Genomic DNA, 17,541 nt, shown 5'->3' on the forward strand with positions numbered 1-17,541 from the left:
GGGGTAGATGATAGGTGAATCATAGTTGCTTTGTGTAAACTGTTTGTCTTAAAGAAAGAAGTATAGCCTTTGCTAAGTTTGTGGCGCGATTAGTCGAATGTCAAGCGGATAAAAGGCGCTGAAGTGAGCTGAAATGGGCGCCTGAACGGTGGCGGGACTAAGCGCAAGGCGCGCTATTAACATGCCTCTACGCCAGGTAAGGCATCAACCGTTTAAGTTATCCCTTCCCTCTTAATGCGAGTCGGTTGTGGATTTATTCGCTAAAATCCTGTTCTGTGTTCGGTTAATTGACGTGTTTTGCCATTAAAATAAGAGATTCATTAATAAGAACCGGGTGAGGTATGCGCTATAAAGATAAATATCAGCTCGCAGCCGAGTGGCAAACGCTTTTAGAGCGAACGTCCAAGCCTTTGCGGCAAGCGGTCGAAACCCTGGTGGAGAGTCGCTGTGGCTTCTTTGCCGATCACTTTTACACAGTGATGCTGGACGACCCCCATGCCGCGCTGTTTCTCTCCAACGATCAAGTGGAGCAGCGTTTAAACCCTTCAATGCGGCGCTGGCTGCAGGCCATGTTTGCCGTCGAACACGCCGATTTTAACGCCCTGGTCGAGCAACAGGAAAAAGTCGGGCAGGTGCATGCTCGCATCGATATTCCGGTCAACCTGGTGCTCAACGGCGCACGGCAGCTGAAGCAGGCGTTGTATCAGCAGATTAACGCCACCTTCAAAAGCCCGCTGTCGCCGGGGGACGCCTCGGTGTATGTCTCCGAGCATATCGATATGGCCATGGAAATCATGAGCCACGCCTACTCGGTGGCCAGTGACCGCAATGCGCGCACCGAAGAGGCTTATAAACTCTTCTCCCTTACCCAAAGCATCGGTGACGAACGTGAGCGCCAGCGCTCGGCGTTGCTGAACTGGGAAAACGCGCTGATGTTTGCGATCGCCACCCAGCAGAATATCGCCACACTGCCGCGCTTATCCAACTCCGAGTTTGGCCTGTGGTACTTCCATAAGGCGTGCCATGCGTTTCAGGGCGCGCCGGAGATTGCCACGATCACACGCCATATTCAGCAAGTGGACCGTGAATGGCTGGAAGTCCTGCTGCACGAGGATTCGCGCCAGCGGCTTCAGGCGCTGAGTGACATTCGTGATGCCGCCCGCACGGTGCTGATGCTGCTCGACGATGTATTGGAGCGCGCCTCTGGTCTAGATGCCGGACGCGACAGCTTAACCCGGTTGCTTAACCGCAAGTTTTTGTCGGTGGTGCTTAGCCGCGAGATTGAGATGGCTCGCCACTCGGAGAACTGCTTTGCGCTGCTAATGGTGGATATCGACCACTTCAAGTCGATCAACGACACCCATGGGCACGACGCGGGTGACAGCGTGCTACAGCAAATGGCCAGTATTCTTGACCGCTCCACCCGGGGTGGTGATTACGTGTTCCGTATGGGCGGTGAAGAGTTTTTGATCGTGCTGGTAGATACTGACGCGGAAGGCAGTCGGTTATTTGCTGAGCGTTTACGCCAAGCGGTGGCCAAAGAGCCAATGCTCGCCGCGGCTGATACCTTGCTTAACGTCACCGTCAGCATTGGCTTAACGCTGTACGATGGTCATCCTGATTACCAACGCTCCATGCAGCGGGCCGACCAAGCGCTTTATCAGGCCAAACGCAGTGGGCGTGATCGAGTGGTGGTGAAGCAATAGTGTAACGGTCGTGAAGCGCGACGGTTATGCACTGTTTTTGTGCGCTCAATGTTATTTGCGACCTTTTGCAGTGCGCCAAAAAGGCTGGCGCGGCAGCCTGCTGCGCTTATTATTCTGCCAGCGGCCGCCAAATAGCGTTTTTCACCATTTTGGCGCATTAATTGCACTGCTTGGCTAAACGCTTACTGAAAAGGAAGCATCGGCTACCCATGATCCTGTGCGAATTCGCAAAACCGCAAGTTGCCTCCGGCCACCGCTTCGATGCAGAACGCCACTGGGCGGCCTCGTTGGACCTGGCGTTTGCCCAGCGCGACGGTGCTACCCGCATGGTAAAGGCGCGCCACCACGGCCCACTTAGGGTGCAACGGCCTTTCTACCCAGAGGGCAAACGCGAAGCGTGCCATGTGTATATGCTGCACCCGCCTGGCGGGCTCGTTAGCGGTGATGCGCTCACCATTAGCGCCCATGTCGAGCGTGGCGCCCATGCGCTACTCACCACGCCTGCCGCCAATAAGCTCTACAAAGCCGACAGCCAAGGCGTTGCCTGGACGCAGCACGCCCAGCTTAGCGTTGACGATGGCGGCACCCTTGAGTGGCTGCCCCAGGAGACCATCGCCTTTGATGGCTCCAAAGGCCAGCAGCGCACCCAGATTGACCTTCACGGCAGCGCCCGCTGCTTAGGGTGGGAAGTCCTGGCACTGGGCCGCCCGGCCAGCGATTTACCCTATGTTTCCGGGCGTATTGAGCAGCACTTCCGCTTAACGCGGGATGGCAAGCCGCTGTGGCTGGAGCGCCAATCGCTTGACCCTTTGCACCCGCGCTTTGCCGGGCGCTGGGGTCAGGGCGGCGCCACGGTGCAAGCGACGCTCTGGGCGGTGGGAATTGCCGATGCGCCCGCGGCCATTGAGGCCCTGCGTGAAACGCTGCCGGATAACCCCCGCTGGGCGGTTACCTTGCGCCACGGCGTACTGCTGCTGCGTTATTTGGGCAACTCGCGCAATGAAGCCTGGGCGCTATGCGAACAGGCTTGGCAGCTGCTACGCCCCCGGTGGATAGAACGCGATGCCCATACGCCGCGAATTTGGCTAACTTAATAGGCATCACTGTGATGCACTGCTGGAGAAACGCCCCATGGAATTAACCCCGAGAGACAAAGACAAGCTGCTGCTGTTTTCCGCCGCCCAGCTGGCGGAGCGCCGCAAGGCGCGTGGCTTGAAGCTCAACTACCCCGAAGCGGTGGCGCTGATCAGCTTTGAGATTATGGAAGGCGCCCGGGATGGCCGCAGCGTGGCGGATTTAATGAGCTTTGGCCGCGAGATACTCAGCCGTGACGACGTGATGGAAGGCGTCGCGGAGATGATCGACGACGTGCAGGTAGAAGCCACCTTTCCCGACGGCACAAAGCTGGTCACCGTGCATACACCTATTGTGTGAGGGGCGATTGAATAAAGGAGTAACCAAATGATTCCCGGTGAGTATCAGTTAAAAGACGGCGATATCGAGCTGTGCGCAGGGCGTGAGCGGATTAGCGTCGAGGTGGCCAATACCGGCGACCGGCCCATTCAGATCGGCTCCCACTACCATTTCGCCGAAGCGAATCCCGCGCTGAGGTTTGATCGTGACAAAACGCGCGGCTACCGCTTAGACGTGGCAGCGGGCTCCGCGATTCGCTTTGAGCCTGGTCAAACCCGCGACGTTACGCTGATTCCCTATGTCGGCAAGCGACACATTTATGGCTTTCGGGGCGATGTGATGGGCGCGCTGGAGGGAGACACACAATGAAGCCGACCAACAAGATCAGCCGCCAAGCCTACGCCGATATGTACGGCCCCACGACCGGCGACCGCGTGCGTCTGGGCGATACCGAGCTGTGGATTGAAGTCGAACAAGACGCCACCCACTACGGTGATGAAGTAAAATTCGGCGGCGGCAAGGTGATCCGCGACGGCATGGGTCAAAGCCAGCGTGCCGACGAGACAGTGATGGATACCGTGATTACTAATGCTCTGATTCTCGACTGGTGGGGCATCGTCAAAGCCGACGTAGGCATTCAAAACGGCCGCATTGCGGCGATTGGCAAAGCCGGTAACCCGGATGTACAGCCGGATGTCGAGATCGTGATTGGTCCCGGCACCGAAATCATCGCCGGTGAAGGCAAAATTCTGACCGCCGGCGCACTGGATGCCCATATTCATTTTGTCTGCCCGCAGCTGGTCGAAGAAGCGCTGATGAGCGGTATTACCACCATGCTTGGCGGCGGCACCGGCCCGGCCACTGGCACCAACGCGACTACCTGTACCCCTGGCCCCTGGCATATCGGCAAAATGCTGCAAGCAGTGGACGATATGCCCATGAACATCGGCTTTCTGGGCAAAGGTAACGCCAGCCTGCCGGAAGCTCTGGAGCTACAGCTCCAGGCGGGTGCCATGGGCTTAAAGCTGCACGAAGACTGGGGCACCACGCCCGCATCGATCAATAACTGCCTGAATGTGGCGGATGCCTACGACGTGCAGGTGGCGATTCACACCGACACGCTCAACGAATCGGGCTTTGTGGAAGATACCCTGGCCGCGTTTAAAGAGCGCTGCATTCACACCTACCACACCGAAGGCGCCGGCGGTGGCCACGCCCCGGATATTCTCACCGCCTGCTCGAAAGCCTACGTGCTGCCGTCATCCACCAACCCAACGCGGCCCTACACGGTCAACACCATCGACGAACACCTGGATATGCTGATGGTTTGCCACCACCTGGATCCCAATATCCCCGAAGACGTGGCCTTCGCCGACTCGCGCATTCGCCGCGAAACCATCGCCGCCGAGGATATTCTGCACGACCTGGGCGTGATCTCGATGATTGCTTCGGACTCCCAAGCCATGGGACGGGTGGGCGAGGTGGTCTGCCGCACCTGGCAAACGGCGCATAAAATGAAAGTGCAGCGCGGCCTGCTGCCGGAAGACGAAGCTTTGGGCGCCGATAACCTGCGCGCCAAGCGCTATATCGCCAAATACACCATCAACCCGGCGATTACCCACGGGATTGCCCACGAAGTCGGCTCTATCGAAGTGGGCAAGCTGGCGGATCTGGTGCTGTGGAAACCGGCTTTTTTCGGCACCAAACCAGCGATGATTATCAAGGGCGGTATGATTGCGGCCGCACCCATGGGCGACCCCAACGCCTCGATTCCCACCCCGCAGCCGGTGCACTACCGCTATATGTTTGGTGCTCTTGGGCGTGCGGCCAGCCAAACCCGGCTCAGCTTTGTCAGCCAGGCGGCGTTAGACGCAGGCATCAAACAGTCCCTGGGGCTGAATAGCGAGCTAGCGGCGTGTAAAAACGTGCGCCAGGTGCGCAAGCAGGATATGAAGCTCAACGATGGCTGCCCGGAGCTCACCGTCGACCCGCAAACCTACGAAGTGCGCTGCGATGGTGAAATTTTAACCTGCGAGCCCGCCACCGAACTACCGCTGGCCCAGCTTTACCATTTGTTCTGAGCAAGTGGGCTACAACTTCCACTGTCAGGGTAGCCGGGGGCTTATAAAACTTTGTCGTCACTCAGTGTGGAATTATGTCTGCCAGCCTGATGGTGACATCTGTGGGAGGTAGCTTTAGCTCGCGACGATTGAGGCTTCCAGCCTGACAACTCCTTTCAACGGGAAGATATTAATGCTGAAACTGATAGAACGTTTAGGGCCAGTGGAGGCGAGCGCCGCCAGCGACACACTCACACTGCCCTTTGAGCTACGCATCCGCGGGCGCTTAAAAACGCAAAGCGACAGCGGCCGCGAGCTGGGGCTGTTTCTGGATCGTGGCCCGGTACTGCGCAGCGGCGAAGGCCTGAAAGCTGAAAGCGGCGAAGTGGTGCGAGTGTGTGCGGCGGTTGAGCCGGTAGTGACCGCGCGAGTGAGCGCTGGCTTACCGCTGGCGCGGCTGGCCTACCACTTAGGCAATCGCCACGTTCAGCTGGCGCTAGGTGAAGATGACAAAGGCGGCTGGGTACGCTTTCCGCCGGATCACGTGCTGGAAGAGCTCGCCGTGCTATTGGGCGCTGAACTGGAACACCATGAGGATACCTTCGATCCGGAACCGGGCGCCTATAACCAGATAGGCGGCGGTGGTCACTCACATGGTCATTCTCACAACCACGACCATTCTCATGACCATTCACACGAACATGAGCACCACCATGCCCACTGAACGCGCCGCGTTAGACAGCCAGCGCGACGATCTAGCGCTGCTAGGGCTGATGCAACTGGTCAGCCCCGCGTTGCCCATCGGCGCCTTTGCCTTCTCCCAGGGCTTGGAAAGCGCCTTTGAGCTTGACTGGGTGCGCGATGAAGCCAGCCTCACCGAGTGGCTGAGCGGCGTATTGGAAGATGGCTTAACCCGCTGCGAGCTGCCAGTGCTGGCGCGGCTACATCAAGCCATTGGCCAAGGCGACAGCGATACGATTGCCCAGTGGGACGAGTGGCTAGCCGCCACCCGTGAAACTGCCGAGCTGGCCGCTGAAGACAGCCGCCTGGGCGCCTCGCTTAAGCGCTTGTTAAACAGCCTCGACTTGATGCCCAGTGAGGACTTACTGCCGCCCTTGCTACCGACCCACGCAGGCTATGTAACGCTATTTGCTTATGCCGCGCATACCCGAGGCGTACCCGTTCGCCAAACGCTGCTGGGCTTTGCCTGGTCGTGGCTGGAAAACCAGCTGGCCGTCGCCTGTAAAGCGCTACCCCTTGGTCACACCGCTGCTCAGCGCGTGATTGAACAACTGCGCGCCGAGCTGGTCGCGGCCATTGATCAGGCGCTAACGCTGGATGACACTGAGCTAGGCCCCATTCTGCCGGGGTTGGCAATGGCCAGCGCGCTGCATGAAACCCAGTATTCACGCTTGTTCAGAAGTTAAAAGCTTAGAACTTAATAGTTTAAAAGTTAATAGCTTAGAAGTTAACCAGGAGAGAGACATGACACACTGTTTACGCATTGGGGTGGGCGGCCCGGTTGGGTCCGGTAAAACCGCGCTGCTCAAGCAGCTCTGTTCAGCACTGCGCGACTACTACGATATCGCCGTAGTCACCAACGATATCTATACCCGTGAAGACGCCGATTTCTTGCTCAAGCACGACGCGCTACCGGCTGATCGTATTCTGGGCGTAGAGACCGGCGGTTGCCCGCACACCGCGATCCGCGAAGACGCTTCGATGAACCTGGCCGCCATTGATGAGCTGCAGGCGCGGCACCCGAAACTTGAGCTGGTGATGGTAGAGTCGGGCGGCGATAACCTCTCGGCCACCTTTAGCCCCGAGCTTTCCGACCTGACACTCTATGTGATCGACGTCTCCGCCGGCGACAAAATTCCCCGCAAAGGCGGTCCGGGCATCACCAAATCAGACCTGCTGATTATCAATAAGATGGATATCGCCGAACAGGTGCATGCATCGTTAGACGTGATGGCGCGTGATTCGAAGAAGATGCGCGGCGAGCGGCCCTTTGTGTTTACCAATCTCTACGATGGGGTTGGGCTTGAAGAGATCATCCGCTTTATTCTCGATAAAGGGATGCTTGACGAAAGGCGCCCGCAGGTTGAAAAGGCAGCCGGCTGAGGCGACTTAACCCGTGTTCTTAATCGATCCGGGTAATCGGCTGGTGGCTGGGGTCGGTATACCATGGCAGGCCAAGGCGTGTATTGCGTTCGAGTTCGGCAATTACCTGGGCGCCCAACAGTAAAATGATGGCGCCCACTTCCAGGCTAATCAGCAGGATGATCAGCGCCGCTAATGAGCCATAGACGGCGTTAACGAACGAGAGGTTGGCAAAATAGTAGACCAGCAATAGCCGGACGCCCTCCCATAGCAGCGCCGCGACAAAGCCTCCCACCACCGCCCGGCGTAAAGCGATGCGTACAACGGGCAGTACTTTGTAGATAGCGCTGAATAACAGGAAAACCCCAACGAAGCTGGCCATATTAAGCACCGGCTCTGAAAGCCCCGCCAACGGAAGCTCGCGCTCGAAAATCGCCAGCACCAGCGCATTGAGCGAGCTGGCCAGGGTGACCACCAGCGTCAACGCCATTAGCCCCGCCCCCAGTACCAGCATGAAGGCGTAAGGTAGCAACACCGAAACCCAAGCGCTGCGCTTGATGTGCGGACTTTCTGGCGCATGGAAAATGATCGCCAAGGCGTCTTCCAACATGCGAAAGGCAAATGAGCTAAACAGTAACAGAACGGGAAAGCTCAAAATGCCGATCACATCGCGTGAGTTCAGCAGGCTGCGGACGGCATCCAGCAGTATTTCAGCGTGGGCAGGCGCCATGTGGCGCGCCTGGATGCTCAGGACATTGAGCAGATGCTGCTCATCGACCACCTGAGTCAACAGCACGACGAGCACGGCAAAAAGCGGCACAATCGAAAGCAGAATATTATAGCCCACCCCACCGGCCAGCAGGATGCCGCGATTTTTCAGAAAATTGCGTACTACACGCCAGGCGAAGTGAGCCAACTGAGGGAGCAGAAGCAAGACAGCGCTGCGTAACGATTGGTGTCGAACCATGGCTTGTGATTCTCCTTGTTCACTACGGCCATGATACGCCGATGGCGACAGCAAAGAACAAGGGCAAATACCCAGGACGGCAGTCAATGTTTGGAGGGAGTAAAAAATTCAGGAACCGTAAAATAAAAAGGTTGCCCAGACCAGGCGGTAGAGAGGTCAGGGCAACCGAAAGACGTGGTTTAGCGTCTTACTAAAACGGGCCATCCCTGGCCTCCACACCGCTACAATGAACGCCTACCCCACAGGCTTCCTTAACCTACGTTATGGAGCGTGATTTTGTTGGCTAAATAACGGCTTATAGGCCATAAAACCACCCAAAGTGACTAGCGTTAGTCATGCTAAGGAATTGAATTACTAATTAAAATAGATGGAAACGCTGCCACTGAGCGCTTCAGGCAAGACGGTTATGTCGGCGCCTGGGTTGGAACCCACCGGCTCTACTAATCGTCTCCACTAACCGTCTCTACCAGTCGAACATCGTGGCAGAATCAGGCTGGCCATTATCGATGCAACTAACAACGCGCAACGCGTTAAATAGCCGTTAAGTGGCTAAAGTTATTAACATTTGCGCCGATAGTATGTAGGAATAGTAGCTTCATATCTGAAGTTTGATTTCCCTCTTATAATAACACTGGAGTTCGCACCCTATGGCTACTGCCGAACCGCGCCGTCGCGGAGGATTTGGTTTGCAAACCAAAATCCTACTGCTGGTCCTGCTGCCCCTGCTTTTGGTGACCGTTGCGTTAGTCGGGTTCGATACCTATAGCGGCATTCGAGATACTCGTGAGTCGCTTACCGAACAGCGTGAGGTATTGATCGATGAGCGCCGTAACGCGGTGCACAACATTGTGCAGATTGCAAAGACCGCTATAGCCCCAATCTATGAAGAGGCAGGTGTCAACGACGAGGCCGCAAAGCAGCAGGTAGCGGAGCTCGTGCGCTCCATGCGTTTTGAAGATAATAACTATATTTTTATTTACGATTATGACGGTAACAACATCGTTACGGCACCCGCGCCGGAGCGTGAAGGCACCAATATGATCGATGCCCAAACCCCTGATGGCACTTACCTGATTCGTGAGCTGATTAAGGTCGCACAGAGCGGTGGGGGCAGCTACAGCTACTTATGGGAATATCCGGGGACCAACGATATCGAACCCAAGCATTCTTATGTGGATCGCCTGGAAAAATGGGACTGGTTGATTGGTGCCGGTGTCTACGTAACCGACGTCGATGAGGCCTTTGCCGAACTTGAAGCCGCTGCCGCTGTAGATTTACGCCAGGACATTATATTTAGCGCCCTGTTGGGCCTGGGGCTCTTTGTGGTGATAGCCCTGTTGGCATTTGGCTTTGTCCGCCGCACCGTCTCTCCTATTAAGCGAACCGCCACAGCGATGCACGATATCGCTCAGGGGCGCGGCGATCTAACGCAACGTTTAGCCATAGAATCGCGGGATGAAATAGGCGATCTCGCCTTACAGTTCAACGCCTTTGTAGCGCGGATGCAGGAAACCCTGCGCGATGTGCGCCGCAGTACGCTCAGCGTGCATCAGGCGGCGGGGGAAATCTCACAAAGTTCGGAAGAACTTGCTACTCGCACCGAACAAGCCGCGGCTAACCTGCAACAAACCTCTGCTTCGATGGAAGAGATCACCTCGACCGTCAATCACAGCGCCGACAACGCCCAGCAGGCCAATACGCTGGTCCTTTCTACCGCTGACGTCGCCCGCGAAGGTGAGACCGCGATGGGGCAGGTCGAGACTACGATGCAGGATATCAACGACTCTGCTTCGCGCATCAGCGACATCATCACCATGATCGATGCGATTGCCTTTCAGACCAATATTCTTGCGCTTAACGCCTCGGTGGAAGCCGCGCGGGCGGGTGAACATGGCCGCGGCTTTGCCGTCGTTGCCCAGGAAGTACGCATTCTAGCCAGCCGTTCCAGCGATGCCTCCAAAGAAATTCGTGCGCTTATCGATACCTCGGTTCAGCACACAGAATCAGGCGCGAAGCTGGTGCGCAATGCGGGCGATACCATGCGTGAGATCGTCTCCAGCGTGGCGAAAGTCACCGATGTGATCGGTGAAATCACCGCGGGCGCTAAAGAGCAGAGCAGCGGTATCGGCCAGATCAACACCGCCGTGGCCGAAATGGACACCATGACCCAGCAGAACGCTGCCATGGTTGAAGAGTCAACCACCGCGGCCGCCAACATGCGCCGCCACGCCGAGCAACTGAACGAGCTGATCAGCTCCTTTGTACTCGGTGAAGACGAGCCCACCCAGCAGCGCCAAGCGCTAGCATCGCCAGCCCCAAAAGCGCGTGGCAATGATAGCGGCCTGAAGCGTCCAGCGATTGCCGCAAAGCCATCAACGGGCAAACAGGCAGAAGATGAGTGGGAAGCGTTCTAGCGCGCTAAGAAGCCAATAGGTACAAAAAACGGGGCTTGCCAATTGGCAAGCCCCGTTGCATTCCAAGCCGTTAATGCCCCGACCAGCCGAGTATAATCGGCACATAAACCACTGACAGCAGCACCCCAATCAGCCCCAGCAGGTAAGGGATGATCGCCCGGGTAATCCGTTCCAGCGGCAGTTGGGTGATGGACGACGCCACATAGAGGTTAATCGCCACCGGTGGGGTAATCATGCCAATCGAAAGCCCCACTACGATAATCAAGCCAAAGTGAATCGGGTCAATCCCCAGTTGCAGCACCAGCGGCAGCAGCACTGGCGTAAGAATAATCAGCGCACTGGCGGTTTCGATAAACACCCCGGTGAGCAGAATAATCCCCACGATCAGCAGCATAATCACGTAAGGGTTGGTAGACAGCGACAGCACCGCCTGGGCAATCGCCCCCGGCACCTGCCAGCTAGACAGCGTCCAGCTCAGCACCGCCGACATGGCAATCACCAGCATAATCACCGCGGTGGTCATCGCCGAACGGATCAGCAGCTTGTAAATTTGGGGCAGTTTCAGGTCACGGTACACAAACAGCGACACCAGCATGGCGTAATTCACCGCCACCACCGCTGCTTCGGAAGGTGTGAAGATGCCCGAGAAGATACCCCCGAGAATAATCACCGGGGTCATTAAGCCCCAACTGGCGTCTTTAAAGGTGTTCCAGATGGTGATTAGCGAGAGCGGCGTGCCTTTGGGGTACTGGCGCTTATAGGCTTGGGCAATAGCGATGGCCATTAACCCCAGCCCCATCGCCAAGCCCGGCAGAAAACCGTTTAGAAACAGCTTGGAGACCGACTGCTGGGCGATTACCGCGTAGATGATCATGGGCACCGAGGGTGGAATCACCACCCCGATGGTGCCGCTGGCGGCAATTAAGCTGGCCGCTGAGGCCGGGTCGTAGCCTTTGCGCTTAAGCTCGGGCACCAGGCTTGAACCCACCGCGGCGGTAGTGGCTGCGCCGGAGCCGGAGATGGCGGCGAAGAACATGCCCGCCATCACCGAGACCACGGAGAGCCCACCGCGCATAAAGCCCACCAGTGAGTCGGCAAAGCTAACCAGCTTTTCGCTCACCTTGCCTTGGGCCATAAGATCCCCGGCGAGGATAAACATCGGGATAGCCACCAGGGCAAAGGAGTTAATGCCCTGGAACATCTGCTGGGTGACCACCATCAGCGGCACGCCGGATTGATAGAGCGCATAGAGCGTGCTGGCACCAATCGCAAAGGCAATCGGCACGCCCAGCAGCATAAACAGGAAGAACAGCCCAAACAGCAGCAGCGTCATAGCGGGTCCTCCTGGGGCTGGGTGGTCTCGCCGTTCATCAGCAGCTCAATGATATCGACAAGCGTATACCACGCCATTATCGCCGCACAGATCGGCATGACTGCGTAAACGTAGGTCATCGATAGCCGCAGCGAGGCGGATTTCTGAAAGCTCTGCACCTGCATATAGCGGTAGCCGATCACGATCAGCGTGATCATAAACGCCAGCACGATCAGCAGGGCGGCAATCCGCGCTATTTGGCGCAGGCGGCCGGGCAGGGCATCGACCACAAAGGTCACGGCAATATGCCGCCCGCGCTGAAACGCCAAGGTGCCGGCTAAGAAGGTGATCCACACCAGCAGAAAGCGGGCGACCTCTTCCGTCCAGCCTACCGCGGTGAACAGCACTCGGGAGACAATCTGCAAGGTAATCACCCCGATCAGCGCCGCCATGCCTGCAAAGACCACGGGCTGGATGATCGCATCCAGCCCGCGCTCAATTCGACGCAGCAGCTTTAGCAGCGGTTGAGTCGTGGTGGTCACTTACTTGAGCGCCTCCTGAATGCGCGGCAGGTAATCACCGAACTGCTCGCCGTACTTCTCATATACAGGCGCTACGGCGGATTGGAAGGCTTCCATATCCGGCGTATCGTTGATCTCCATGCCTGCATCGCGCAGGGCCTGCAGCTGCTCGCTCTCCATTTCTGCGTTCACCTGACGTTCGTGTTCGGCGGCTTCCTGAGCTGCCGCTAGCAGTACTTCTTGGGCGTTTTCCGGCAGTTGGTTCCAAACGGGCATACCCATGACAAAAATCGCCGGGGCGTAGGTGTGGCGGGAAAGGGTCATGTAGTTTTGGGTTTCATCCAGGTTGAACGAGTGAATCACGTTCACCGGGTTTTCCTGGCCGTCGATGGTGCCCTGCTGCATGGCGGTAAGCGCTTCAGTCCACGCCATGGGGATGGCGTTGGCGCCCAGCTCGCGGAAGGTGTCGGTGTAGACCGGGTTCTCCATTACGCGGATGCGCAGGCCATCCAGGTCTTCCGGCGTGTTAATTGCACGCTCGCTGTTGGTCAGGTTGCGGAAGCCGCGCTCGGCGTAGGCCATGCCTTTGAGATTTACTTCAGAAAGCTTATCGAGCAGTTCCTGGCCAATCGGGCCATCGAGCACTGCGTAAGCGGCTTCCGGGGAGGGGAACAGGAACGGCAGTTCAAAGACCGCCATCTCTTCGACAAAGTTGGCCACCGGCCCGTTGGTGATCACGCCCATATCCACAGTGCCGATCTGCATGCCTTCCAGAAGCGTGCGTTCATCACCCAGAGAGGCGTTGGGGTAGATCTCGATATCCACCTTGCCTTCGGTGCGCGCTTCCACCAGCTCTTCAAACTTGGTGGCGGCGATGTGGAAACCATCCTGCTCGTTGACCACGTGGGCCAAGCGCAGGGTAACAGGGTCCATATTAGCAAAATCAGCGGCGTTCGCGGCGCTAACCAGCGCCAGTGAGATGCCCAGTGCCAGCGTGCTACGTGCAAATGTTTTCATATTATTATGTTCCCAATCTATAAAGGTGCAGAAGTGCTCCCAAAGCATGCACCAGACCAGGGAAAATGGTCAATTGACCAAAAGTAACCAAGGGCCATACGGCTGGACACAGCGCCCCCACACGGTTACGATACGCACCCACAAGCGCCCGTAGCTCAGTTGGATAGAGTATCGGCCTCCGAAGCCGAGGGTCGCAGGTTCGAATCCTGCCGGGCGCACCAAATTGCAAAAAGGGTCCTGCGAGAAATCGCAGGACCCTTTTTTGTTGATCTAAAAGAGCCATGGTTGCCTTAATACATCACTGTTAATCAATCTCGTATTTATGAAGCATTAGTCTAATGACAGGGTCGCGCTTACCACTTCTCTCATATTGTCTGGACTATCTATTATCGCATATAGCCTACAAAGGCGCTTCACCATATCAGCCATGGCGACTCAACCGATGACAGCATAGCTAATCTTAGAGAAGCCACTCTTGTCGAGAACCGTAGAAACTACAGTTGATCCAAAATAATACATCTGCTGTCTCGGTTCGAAACGAGGGGCGGCACCCTTATACTCCGGAACTAAACACCTAGTATCGATATAAATGCCGCCTCATTTTTCTTTAGTAAATCTAGTTTCTTTAGAGATTTCATTTCTTTCATGCATTTTAACTTTCGCAAATGCGTCGGAGAAATCAAAGGTATTAAATAAGGCTGGTCTTTTTTTTAAGTCAGCAAAAGCTTCTAATTTACATAGAGCTGTTTCAAAATCAAAAAAATATCTTCAAACCATATGTCAATTATCTTTCTTGAATCACAGTTCTCCAACATAGCTGGCATTCGCTCATATCTAGGTAAGTATTCACTTACGAAAAGAGAGTCGGCTTCACTAGGTTGCCTGGATTCATAGAATAACCGCAGCACTTTGGCCCACCCGATAGAAGCCGAGGGTCTCTGGTTAGAATCCTTCCGGGCGCACCAAATCGCGAAAAAGTGGCCTGCGAGAAATCGCAGGCCACTTTTTGTTTACCCGGAGAAGCCGGCAAACCAGATCACCTGAAAGAAGGTGGCGTCACCCCGACGGAAAGGGTAAGGCAATCCGATTGGTAAGGGGGTCACTGGCCAAGGGTGGGTTCTCCGGGGCGCCAGCCGGAAGGAAACCATAGGAGGTCAACGGTACACAACACAAGTGAACCTACTTCGGCAGTACAGGTGGGTAAGCGTGCAAAATAGCGCGACTCCCGATGCTCAGTCAGACCTGTGCTGTGCCTGAGGGGGCAGCGGTCTGACGCTTCGGTGAAGCCGTAGTGAAGTTCCGGCCTGCGAAGCCTGGTAACAGCGTGTAGGACAAAACCGGAACGACTGCTGGCGGAGGTTCAGCGGGCTAGACAGGGCAGGTGCGAAGGGCGAAAGTCATTAATGAGTAAGACAGCCGTTGATACGGAGGTGGGCGCTGCGTTCACAAGCATTGAAGGAAAAGCCCTACCAAAAGCAGCCCGTCAGACATGTTGCCATCGCCAAGGCGGATCTGTTCGTTCGCCGTTACCGGCGAGAATGGGTAGTAGACATGGACTTGTCGAGATGCTTCGACACGTTAAACCGCGACCTGATCATTCGCCAGTTCCATTATCTGGAGGATGTGAAGCTGACAATCAATGCCACTAAGACTCACATCGGCCACAGCGATGATGGGTCAAGTTCCTGGGCGAGGTGGTCCACACCAAGTACACTCGCATCTAGGTAAAGTAAGGTGGTGAGACTCAGGCAGTAGGTGAAAGCGTTGATGAGGCGTACTCGAGGTGCAGGGCTAGCGGTGATTATCCGCTAGATGAATCCTGTACTACGGGGCTTTGCCAACTACTTCCGGGTAGCGAACTGTGATCGGGTGTTGAAGCAGATGATGAGCTGGATCAGGCGGCGTCACCGCTGGCCCATCTGGCGATACCTAATGTCCATCTGCATAGCACCAGCGGAAGGTAAGCTATCGGATTCAAGTTACCGGGGCTCGAAGAAAGCGGATATGATTCAGTTCAGTTTAGAGAAAACATTTTGAAGAAGACAGCAGCCCAATTAAAATTAATATGGATGATGGGCAATAGACGACGGCCGTACCGGCACCCGCAAAACTATCTCGTCCGACAGTGTGTTTTGGCATTTTTTCTATTATTGGGTTGTCTCTGGACGACGGCCGCTATCTCCGATCCGCTGAGGCTGGGAGAAGATATTCCTTATAGCGTTCTGACAGACCCGCAAGGACAATTATCTCTTGAACAGGCATCAGAGCAACTCCAGCAACAGGCACCAACGGAGCGCTCTACTTTTTCTCGTGGCTACGTGGATGATACCTTCTGGCTTCGGTTTGAGTTATCGGAAACCATTTTTGCAGGTCAGCCACGCTGGTTGGAGTTAGGGCCAAATTTCGTCGATGACATCCGCCTCTACTATCGGCCGAGAAAATCCGATCAGCCCTGGGATTTAAAGCAAACGGGTGACTTGCTGCTCGGTCGATCTGATATCGACTATCGCAACCCAGTGTTCGTGCTTTCTCCCCCGGGTAACGGGCGAAGTTATGAAGCAATCATTCGTGTACAAAGCAGTAGCACCACTATCCTTAGAGCCAGCCTGTGGGAACCGACCGAGTTTCTGGGCCATGCAAGCCGGTCTACAGCTTTCTGGAGTTTCTATTTTGGTCTTGCCGCTATTTCCAGCCTGCTCGCCGCCATACTGGCCTTCGTGCTTGGTGGCCGCTTACTCTGGTCAGTTACTGCCTTCTCTATCACTTACCTGTTTGTTGCCAGTGTTCAGGGGTATTTGAACTGGTTATCGTCAAATTTGGGCGTGCCGCTTCAGCACTATCTGACCAGTATATTAACGCTCACCTCGTATATCGCGTTGCTTTGGTTATGCGTTGAAACTGTCAATATGAAACAGCATCTGCCCTGGGCATATAAGATCATGATGATCTGCTGCGGGTTAACGTTACTGCTCCTGGTTCTTATTCCACTCAATCGTTATGGCCTGGCGGTCAAAATACAGGCGCTGTTTTACCTGCCCACCTCCATTACGTTCATTATTTCCGTGCTATATGTATGGCATTTGGACAACTATCGGTTATCCACCCTGCTGCTCGGTTTGAGCCCATTGATCTGCATCACCGCGAGCATGTTTGGCTTGTTTTCAGCTTTCGGCTGGATACCCTTTAAGCCTGAAATCTATGTCATCTGGCAATATGCACTGATCGTGAATATGCTGCTGGTCATGGCAATTGCAGTGTATCGCATCAGAGAAAAGAAGCTGGAAGAGGTTGAAAAACATCAGCTGGCCAGTGAGCTCAAAGCAGAACGCGATGCCAGCTTTCACCAGCGTCAATTCATGGGCATGGTCTCGCACGAGTTCAGAACACCGCTGGCGGTCATCTCGGGTAGCCTCGAGAACCTTCGCTATCTGGAGCAAGATAACAGTGACCGAACGCCGCGCTATAACAAGATCCAGAGGGCCACGGAAAGGCTCGTACAACTGACCGACAACTGCTTGGCTGATGCCAGGCTGGCAGCCAACGATCTCTACCTGGATCCACAGCCGGCTAACCTGTTCGACTTGATCGGTTCTTCAGCGGCCCTGGTGCAGCTGTCGGATGACCACCAACTCATCATGACCATAGAGGGCAAGCCGGCCAATGAGGTCCACGCGCCGGAGTGTACTGTTATAGTCGATGCCGCACTGATTAGAATTGCGCTTTCGAATGTGATTGATAATGCCGTTAAATATTCGACAGGCGGCGCTATTCACATAGACTGCAGCCAAAAGGATGGTCGACCCACTGTCAGTATTTTTGACAAGGGGTCAGGAATCAATGAGCAGGATGCCAAACAGATTTTTGACCGCTATCGCCGCGGAACACAAAGCAAACGGGGGGCGGGACTCGGTCTCTATGTAGCTCGTCAGATTGCTCGCGCCCATGAAGGTGACCTACAACTACAAAGTAGTTCTCCGAAAGGCAGCTGTTTCATCTTTTTCTTCTAACAAAAAATATGGGAGTCAGTA

The 17,541-nt window shown here is 55.6% G+C and carries 15 protein-coding genes and 1 tRNA gene; 12 read left to right on the forward strand and 4 right to left on the reverse strand.

From position 1 onward, the window contains the following. Positions 1 to 341 precede the first annotated feature (341 nt). The 8 genes from HVA01_RS00310 to ureG all read left to right on the forward strand — a co-directional run bounded on the left by HVA01_RS00310 (position 342) and on the right by ureG (position 7,303). Complete coding sequence (locus HVA01_RS00310; RefSeq protein ID WP_146872481.1) at positions 342 to 1,706, forward strand: diguanylate cyclase; 1,365 nt, start codon at positions 342 to 344, stop codon at positions 1,704 to 1,706. Positions 1,707 to 1,915: 209 nt separating this feature from the next. Further along, entirely contained in the window at positions 1,916 to 2,800 is an 885-nt protein-coding gene (locus HVA01_RS00315; RefSeq protein WP_146872482.1) for an urease accessory protein UreD, read from the forward strand. Positions 2,801 to 2,837: 37 nt separating this feature from the next. Then, a complete protein-coding gene (locus tag HVA01_RS00320) occupies positions 2,838 to 3,140 on the forward strand; it encodes an urease subunit gamma (RefSeq protein WP_146872483.1) in 303 nt (100 codons plus the stop codon). 27 nt (positions 3,141 to 3,167) lie between these two features. After that, entirely contained in the window at positions 3,168 to 3,488 is a 321-nt protein-coding gene (locus HVA01_RS00325) for an urease subunit beta (RefSeq protein WP_146872484.1), read from the forward strand. Further along, positions 3,485 to 5,200: an urease subunit alpha gene (ureC, locus tag HVA01_RS00330; RefSeq protein WP_146872485.1), complete on the forward strand. Its 1,716-nt coding sequence runs from the start codon at positions 3,485 to 3,487 to the stop codon at positions 5,198 to 5,200. The genes HVA01_RS00325 and ureC overlap by 4 nt, the downstream gene beginning before the upstream one ends. Before the next feature lie 172 nt (positions 5,201 to 5,372). Then, positions 5,373 to 5,903, forward strand: a complete 531-nt coding sequence (gene ureE / locus HVA01_RS00335; RefSeq protein ID WP_146872486.1) for an urease accessory protein UreE — start codon at positions 5,373 to 5,375, stop codon at positions 5,901 to 5,903. After that, positions 5,893 to 6,606, forward strand: coding sequence for an urease accessory protein UreF (locus tag HVA01_RS00340; RefSeq protein ID WP_146872487.1), 714 nt, complete (start codon positions 5,893 to 5,895; stop codon positions 6,604 to 6,606). The genes ureE and HVA01_RS00340 overlap by 11 nt, the downstream gene beginning before the upstream one ends. A 58-nt stretch (positions 6,607 to 6,664) precedes the next feature. Further along, complete coding sequence (gene ureG / locus HVA01_RS00345) at positions 6,665 to 7,303, forward strand: urease accessory protein UreG (RefSeq protein ID WP_146872488.1); 639 nt, start codon at positions 6,665 to 6,667, stop codon at positions 7,301 to 7,303. Between the two features lie 19 nt (positions 7,304 to 7,322). Here ureG and HVA01_RS00350 read toward each other — a convergent pair whose 3' ends face one another. After that, positions 7,323 to 8,249: a YihY/virulence factor BrkB family protein gene (locus tag HVA01_RS00350; protein WP_146872489.1), complete on the reverse strand. Its 927-nt coding sequence runs from the start codon at positions 8,247 to 8,249 to the stop codon at positions 7,323 to 7,325. Between the two features lie 647 nt (positions 8,250 to 8,896). Here HVA01_RS00350 and HVA01_RS00355 point away from each other — a divergent pair. After that, the gene (locus tag HVA01_RS00355) at positions 8,897 to 10,663 is read left to right on the forward strand and encodes a methyl-accepting chemotaxis protein (RefSeq protein ID WP_146872490.1); all 1,767 of its coding nucleotides are present in this window, start codon (positions 8,897 to 8,899) and stop codon (positions 10,661 to 10,663) included. Between the two features lie 70 nt (positions 10,664 to 10,733). Here the strand turns inward: HVA01_RS00355 and HVA01_RS00360 are convergent, their stop codons facing one another. From HVA01_RS00360 to HVA01_RS00370, 3 genes are read right to left on the reverse strand one after another with little or no spacing between them, the layout of a single operon-like run. Continuing rightward, complete coding sequence (locus tag HVA01_RS00360) at positions 10,734 to 11,996, reverse strand: TRAP transporter large permease (RefSeq protein ID WP_146872491.1); 1,263 nt, start codon at positions 11,994 to 11,996, stop codon at positions 10,734 to 10,736. Further along, positions 11,993 to 12,517: a TRAP transporter small permease gene (locus tag HVA01_RS00365; protein ID WP_146872492.1), complete on the reverse strand. Its 525-nt coding sequence runs from the start codon at positions 12,515 to 12,517 to the stop codon at positions 11,993 to 11,995. Before HVA01_RS00365 ends, HVA01_RS00360 begins: the two co-directional genes overlap by 4 nt. After that, entirely contained in the window at positions 12,518 to 13,513 is a 996-nt protein-coding gene (locus HVA01_RS00370; protein ID WP_146872493.1) for a TRAP transporter substrate-binding protein, read from the reverse strand. Between the two features lie 144 nt (positions 13,514 to 13,657). Between HVA01_RS00370 and HVA01_RS00375 the strand changes: the two genes are divergently transcribed. The 3 genes from HVA01_RS00375 (at position 13,658) to HVA01_RS00385 (ending at position 17,520) form a co-directional block, all read left to right on the forward strand. After that, a tRNA-Arg gene (locus tag HVA01_RS00375) sits at positions 13,658 to 13,734 on the forward strand. Positions 13,735 to 15,325: 1,591 nt separating this feature from the next. Beyond that, on the forward strand, positions 15,326 to 15,550 hold the full coding sequence (locus HVA01_RS17795) for a group II intron maturase-specific domain-containing protein (RefSeq protein WP_146872494.1): 225 nt from the start codon (positions 15,326 to 15,328) through the stop codon (positions 15,548 to 15,550). Next, positions 15,547 to 17,520, forward strand: coding sequence for a sensor histidine kinase (locus tag HVA01_RS00385; protein WP_146872495.1), 1,974 nt, complete (start codon positions 15,547 to 15,549; stop codon positions 17,518 to 17,520). Before HVA01_RS17795 ends, HVA01_RS00385 begins: the two co-directional genes overlap by 4 nt. Positions 17,521 to 17,541: the final 21 nt, after the last annotated feature.

The organism is Halovibrio variabilis, from assembly GCF_007991175.1.
In the GTDB taxonomy this organism is placed as follows: domain Bacteria; phylum Pseudomonadota; class Gammaproteobacteria; order Pseudomonadales; family Halomonadaceae; genus Vreelandella; species Vreelandella variabilis.

What these genes read in the sequence shown, in the direction of transcription:
- HVA01_RS00310 (WP_146872481.1), top strand. Translation starts at nt 342, where the DNA reads ATGCGCTATAAAGATAAATATCAGCTCGCAGCCGAGTGGCAAACGCTT.
- HVA01_RS00315 (WP_146872482.1), top strand. Translation starts at nt 1,916, where the DNA reads ATGATCCTGTGCGAATTCGCAAAACCGCAAGTTGCCTCCGGCCACCGC.
- HVA01_RS00320 (WP_146872483.1), top strand. Translation starts at nt 2,838, where the DNA reads ATGGAATTAACCCCGAGAGACAAAGACAAGCTGCTGCTGTTTTCCGCC.
- HVA01_RS00325 (WP_146872484.1), top strand. Translation starts at nt 3,168, where the DNA reads ATGATTCCCGGTGAGTATCAGTTAAAAGACGGCGATATCGAGCTGTGC.
- ureC (WP_146872485.1), top strand. Translation starts at nt 3,485, where the DNA reads ATGAAGCCGACCAACAAGATCAGCCGCCAAGCCTACGCCGATATGTAC.
- ureE (WP_146872486.1), top strand. Translation starts at nt 5,373, where the DNA reads ATGCTGAAACTGATAGAACGTTTAGGGCCAGTGGAGGCGAGCGCCGCC.
- HVA01_RS00340 (WP_146872487.1), top strand. Translation starts at nt 5,893, where the DNA reads ATGCCCACTGAACGCGCCGCGTTAGACAGCCAGCGCGACGATCTAGCG.
- ureG (WP_146872488.1), top strand. Translation starts at nt 6,665, where the DNA reads ATGACACACTGTTTACGCATTGGGGTGGGCGGCCCGGTTGGGTCCGGT.
- HVA01_RS00350 (WP_146872489.1), bottom strand. Translation starts at nt 8,249, where the DNA reads ATGGTTCGACACCAATCGTTACGCAGCGCTGTCTTGCTTCTGCTCCCT.
- HVA01_RS00355 (WP_146872490.1), top strand. Translation starts at nt 8,897, where the DNA reads ATGGCTACTGCCGAACCGCGCCGTCGCGGAGGATTTGGTTTGCAAACC.
- HVA01_RS00360 (WP_146872491.1), bottom strand. Translation starts at nt 11,996, where the DNA reads ATGACGCTGCTGCTGTTTGGGCTGTTCTTCCTGTTTATGCTGCTGGGC.
- HVA01_RS00370 (WP_146872493.1), bottom strand. Translation starts at nt 13,513, where the DNA reads ATGAAAACATTTGCACGTAGCACGCTGGCACTGGGCATCTCACTGGCG.
- HVA01_RS17795 (WP_146872494.1), top strand. Translation starts at nt 15,326, where the DNA reads ATGAATCCTGTACTACGGGGCTTTGCCAACTACTTCCGGGTAGCGAAC.